Source organism: Candidatus Megaera venefica (assembly GCF_034554655.1).
Taxonomy (GTDB): Bacteria; Pseudomonadota; Alphaproteobacteria; order Rickettsiales; family Rickettsiaceae; genus Megaera_A; species Megaera_A venefica.
The window spans coordinates 1-5570 of record NZ_JARJFB010000125.1; the positions used below are offsets into that span (position 1 = coordinate 1).

General features: G+C 38.3%; 3 protein-coding genes. All 3 read left to right on the forward strand.

Annotated features, from left to right (window positions below; translation table 11 throughout):
• Positions 1–166: 166 nt before the first annotated feature.
• The 3 genes from Megvenef_RS07140 (at position 167) to Megvenef_RS07150 (ending at position 5523) form a co-directional block, all read left to right on the forward strand.
• On the forward strand, positions 167–1042 hold the full coding sequence (locus Megvenef_RS07140) for a TIGR01459 family HAD-type hydrolase (RefSeq protein ID WP_322777277.1): 876 nt from the start codon (positions 167–169) through the stop codon (positions 1040–1042).
• Positions 1043–1405: 363 nt separating this feature from the next.
• Complete coding sequence (tsaE, locus tag Megvenef_RS07145) at positions 1406–1837, forward strand: tRNA (adenosine(37)-N6)-threonylcarbamoyltransferase complex ATPase subunit type 1 TsaE (RefSeq protein ID WP_322777278.1); 432 nt, start codon at positions 1406–1408, stop codon at positions 1835–1837.
• Positions 1838–1953: 116 nt separating this feature from the next.
• Positions 1954–5523 carry a Sca4 family protein gene (locus Megvenef_RS07150; RefSeq protein WP_322777279.1) on the forward strand — a complete coding sequence of 1190 codons (3570 nt, stop codon included), beginning with the start codon at positions 1954–1956 and terminating at the stop codon, positions 5521–5523.
• Positions 5524–5570: the final 47 nt, after the last annotated feature.

Genomic DNA, 5570 nt, shown 5'->3' on the forward strand with positions numbered 1-5570 from the left:
TCCATACACTCTTCGAGATGAGTCAAATTTAACTCAGACATAAGTTCTCCATATTTTGTAGATTTGACATTGGTATCCTTAACGTGATAGAAAATAAGATATTTACTAGTTTACCCTTAGGGTCGTAAGCATTAAAAAGAACAAATATACAAAATATGGAGAACTTATGTCTGAGTTAAATTTGACTCATCTCGAAGAGTGTATGGATGATTATGATCTATTTTTATTCGACCTATGGGGCGTTATAATAGAAGGTGGCGATACTTATCCGGGAATAGTTGAAGCACTAAATAAAATAATAAAAAAGAAAGATGTTATTTTTTTAAGTAATGCTCCAAGACCAGATTTCATAGTTGCCAGAAATTTAAGAAATTGGGGTATTTTGGATGTAACCCCAGAGATGGTTATCACCTCAGGAGACCTAGCAAGGCAGCTTATAGTTGATTATAGGCAATCACTAAATGAGAACGTACCAAAAATATTCCACCTTGGCTCAGATAGGAACGATGATATTCTTCTTGAAATAGAACATACACCAACAAACAATATAAACGAAGCAGACATATTATTATTAAGCATCTTTCGTGACGAACATGAGGATATTCACGAATTTGATGAATTCTTAGAAAGGGCAGCAAAACTACCAAATTTGTTAAATATTTGCTCTAACCCAGATACAACTATACCAAAACATGGTATTTTGCGATACTGCCCGGGTCATTTTGCAAAGATCATAGAACAACATGGTGGAGATGTAATTTACACAGGCAAACCAGAAACATCAATATATGATCTTGTCTTTCAACGTAAACCCAAGATAAACAAAGATCGTATATTAATGATTGGCGACACGTTTGAGACTGATATTCTTGGGGCTAATAGATCCGGTATTGATTCGGCTTTAGTACTTTCTGGTAATTCACTAACTATTCATAAAATGCATGAGTCTTTGGCAGATAAATTAACTGCACTTTCGCTGCATGCAAAAAATACTGGTATTAGGCCAACATTTGTAACCAAAATTGTTAGTACGGCACGTTGAATTAGGCAATTAAACATGACCCAGAAGAACTTCAATATCATAGTGATCCTGAACCTGGCCCAGGATCAGGATCTCCTTCCACCTTCTGAGATCCCGGGTCAAGCCCGAGATGACGCGTATTGCCTTATAACAAAGGCTATTATTCTAAACTTGTTGGGCTTCGCACGCCTTTGTTCTGAGACTTTCCTTAAGAATACTGTCATCCTGAACTTGTTTCAGGATCTCTGGCAACTAAAGAAGATACCGGATCAAACCCGGTATGACAGGCGCTTTGCCCTAGATGACTTTTCTTCTGGATATACTCCAAATAGACTACTCGCCAGGATAGGATTTTATCACCTAACTCAATGCGGTTTGCTATAAATGTCAATTAAAACTGGGGAATATATTCTATATAATGAAGAAGATTCCACAAATTTAGCCATTCAAATATCAAATAATATTAAACCAGGCGATGTGCTAACCTTTAGTGGCGATCTTGGCGCTGGCAAGACATTTCTTTGTCGTCAGATCATCAAACAACTATGCGGCTCTGAGACAAACGTTACAAGTCCGACATTTAACTTGCTTCAAATTTACGATTGGAAAGATTGTTCTATCTACCATTATGACCTCTATCGACTTAAAAATATTTCTGAGATTTATGAACTAGGCATTGAAGAAGCCCTGACTGCTAATGTATGTCTAATTGAATGGCCAGAACTTATAGATGCGATTTTGCCAAATAACACTATTGCTTTTAGCATTGAAATAATTGATTACAACAAGCGTAGAGTTTTTGTCAAAAATAAATAATATTATGATCCCCGCTTGGTATAATTAGTTGAATTAGATAATGAAATAAAATACCATTAGTTCATAATTGAGCATATGTAGAATATGCCATATAATACTAATTATGAGTTTTAATAATGAAACCACCAGAGAAAACTCCACAAGAAAAGCTTCATAGCGAGCTTTCTAGCGCGCTAGAAACAGCATTGGGTAGATCCTTAAATTTAGAGGACATGGCTGAAGTAAGCTTTCTAACTGATAATGTAGCACATGTTGGTGATGAGCAAGCTACGCTTTCATTAGACAAAGGCCTTCAATCGCTTCTAAGGGTTACTGGATTGGAAGCTAGCAAACTCGGTCCCATTACTGAACTAGTTGCAAGCTATCATAAAAGCGATCCGGTCAAGCAAACGCTTGTAGAATCGTCTCTGAAGACCTTCGGGTTAGATAATGGGATGGTACCAGTTGTAGAAACACCTAAAAAAGAGCTTGCACAAGCTAAAGCTAATGACTTTTTGGGAGCTGTTATTAAAGATTTGGGCGGATCCTCAAGATTAGACGACTCCCAAATGCAAAAAGTAGCTGAACTAACCTCAAGCCTGAAAAATATTGGTGATCCAGAAGGTCCAGCCAGGTTCAGTAAGGCACTTGAGGAATTTGCTGAAATCGCACCTGGTCAAGTAGGAAGTGTTAGTGGCCGTATTGAAGAATATTATAAAAATGATTCAGCCAAGCAAGCTCTTGTAACACCAGCTCTGGAACCTTTTAAAACTATAGGACTTTATAACCAAATTACTACAGAGTTAGAAGGATTAGCCACTAGAAAATTAACTGAACCTGAATTATTAATGGTCAGTGAACTAAGCCAAAGTGTAGGTCAGCTCAAAGATAAAGATGGCGTAGGAACTGTAAAGATATGCCTTGATGAAGTGGTCAAAAATCTATCTCCACAGCAAGCAAAACCTATCATTGACTTGGTTGATAAATATCATAAAAATGATCCAACCAAGCAAGCTCTTGTAAGCCCTGTTCTGGCACCTATTAAAGGTAATGAATTATTTGGTTCTATTACTAAAAATCTGGAAAAAGCCTCAGGAAGGCAGTTAGACGATTCCGAATTAGGCAAGGTAGCTGAACTAACTTCAAGCCTGAAAAATATTGGAGATCTAGAAGGTCAAAAGAGATTCAACACAGCTCTTGAAGAATTTGTTAAAATAGCACCAGAACAAGCCAGCAGTTTTATCGGCCGTCTCGAAGAATTTCATAAAAATGAGCCAGAAAAACAAGCCCTTGTAGCCCCTGCTCTAGCCCCCCTTAAGGAATCTGTTAAAGCTAATGAGCTTAATCAACAGATTGCTGAAGAGGTAAACAAGTTAGAAATCGGGCCTTTAAGTAAGGAACAATTATTAGCGGTAGCTGAATTAAGTCAAAGCGTTGCCTATATTAAGGATAAAGATGACCTCGGAACTTTAACTCGGTGTCTGGATGAAGTGTTAAAAGACCTAACGCCAGAGCAAGCAAAACCCATTCTTGACCTGGTTGATAAATATCATAAAGATAACCCAATTAAGCAAACACTAATGGAATCCGCGCTGATGGATTTTGGGGATAGACATAGGTTAGAGCCAGTTGTCGCCACCAGAGATACATTCGGATCTGCTAGTGTTGACGAAATTACTCAAGCTATTCGTGATGAAGTAATAACAAAACAACAAGCCTATTTACAGGGAGAGATCGCAAAGACAATGACTCCAGAAAACGGAGCTTTATTTAATCAAAAGACCCCTGAAGAGGTTAGAGTTTTTTTAGCCACTCCTGAGGGTAAAGACATAGTGAAATTGATAATGAGCAATAAAGATGCTCAGTTAGCAATGAATAAGATTGAAGTCGAAGGTTATAAAAAAGTACACGAAGCACATAAAGATAGTTTTAAAAATGTTGGGTGGGCTCAGGAAACAGGCGCCAAAGTTCGTATTGCTGAAATTACAAACGAAGCAGGAGAAAAGGTTGCTTCTCTAAAAGAAACAACAGTTGATGCTACGCCAACACGAGTTACGCTTGAAGATGGGACAACAAGAGATATAAAAAGCTATAGACAAATAGATTTTCCACTAGAACTTAAAGATGGTAAAGGACCAGCACATTTTTCAATGGCAGTGAAAGATGAAAATGGTCGAAATATTTCAGCAAAGGATGCTGTGTATTTTACAGCCCATTACGACGATAACGGCAAGCTTATGGAAGTAAGCTCACCGGTACCAGTAAAGTTCATGGGCGATGGAGATGATGCAATTGGTTATATCGAGCGTAACGGGAAAGTTTATACCTTGCCTGTAACCCAAGGTATGTATAAAGACATGATGAAAGAGGTTGCTATCAATAATGGTCTAGGTGTTGATGTAGGGCAATCTGTTGATTCAGTTAGTGTGCCACCACGTACCGTAGGACAAGAACTGCAAGAACCAGAGATATTGAAGAAATCAGGACCTGTTATTGATCCAAATGCTCTACAGACAGCTAAGATAGTTACTATAGAGCCATTAGAGATGGTAAAAGCAGTAACAGTTGAACCAGTCCTACAAATGTCTAAGATAGTTACTATAGAGCCATTAGAGATGGTAAAAGCAGTAACAGTTGAACCAGTCCTACAAATGTCTAAGATAGTTACTATTGAGCCATCTGCTACTCTAACTTTTGCTGAGGAATTGCAAGCAAAGAAAGCAAGTCTAACTAAAACAGACCTTGGTTCACAGGTATATGGTTATGATAAACCAGCAAAAACAGGTCCGGATCAAGTGCAGCCTCTTAGTGCTGCTGAGGAATTGCAAGCAAAGAAAGCTGGTTTAAAGAAGACTGATCTTGGTGCACAAGTGTATGGCTATGACCAACCAACAAAAACAGGTCCTGATCAAGTACAGCCTCTTAGTGCTGCTGAGGAATTGCAAGCAAAGAAAGCTGGTTTAAAGAAGACTGATCTTGGTGCACAAGTGTATGGCTATGACCAACCAGCAAAAACAGGCCCAGATCAAGCAAAGCCTCTTACTGACGCTCAGAAATTTGAGGCAGAATTGCAAGCTAAGAAAGCAAGTCTAACTAAAACAGATCTAGGTGCGCAAGTATATGGCTATGATAAGCCAGGAGACTTAACACAAGTTGAGGTAAGTACAGGAATTATACCTGACTTTCCTAAAGTGGTCATGGGTCCTATTGTTGAAACAGTCACTGTGACTAAACAGACAATTACCCTAGAAGAACCTAAACCGAAATTGGTAATGGGCCAGATGGTTGAAACGGTTACTATTAACGTCAATCCAATTACTGGCGGAGAAGTAAGCCCGGCAGTTATGAATAAGGTTCAAGAAATTAGACAAGTGCTCGACACTTCATTGCCTCGTGCTCCTAAGAAAGATAATGGAAAAGAAGCTCTAGAGATGCTTAATGGAAAATCGTCCCAAGAAGCTCTAGAGGCAATCTCTACCGCGATAGGTAAAGGAGACGGTAAATTGGTTAAAGATATGATGGATATTATTGACAAACCCCCAGAAGGTACAAAAATTCCTTCAGTAGGGAAAATGGCTCTAAATAAAATTTATACAGATCAAATGGAGTCAACGAAAGGTATGAAGCTTGATCAGGACAGGTCAAAAGTACAAAGAGCAGCCGGAGCAATAGCAGATAGTCTCTCCGTCAAAACTCTAAATTTTTGATATAATTTCAAGAATTTCAAAAATAAATCACCGCACATTCATTTTTT

What these genes read in the sequence shown, in the direction of transcription:
- tsaE (WP_322777278.1), top strand. Translation starts at nt 1,406, where the DNA reads ATGTCAATTAAAACTGGGGAATATATTCTATATAATGAAGAAGATTCC.
- Megvenef_RS07150 (WP_322777279.1), top strand. Translation starts at nt 1,954, where the DNA reads ATGAAACCACCAGAGAAAACTCCACAAGAAAAGCTTCATAGCGAGCTT.
- Megvenef_RS07140 (WP_322777277.1), top strand. Translation starts at nt 167, where the DNA reads ATGTCTGAGTTAAATTTGACTCATCTCGAAGAGTGTATGGATGATTAT.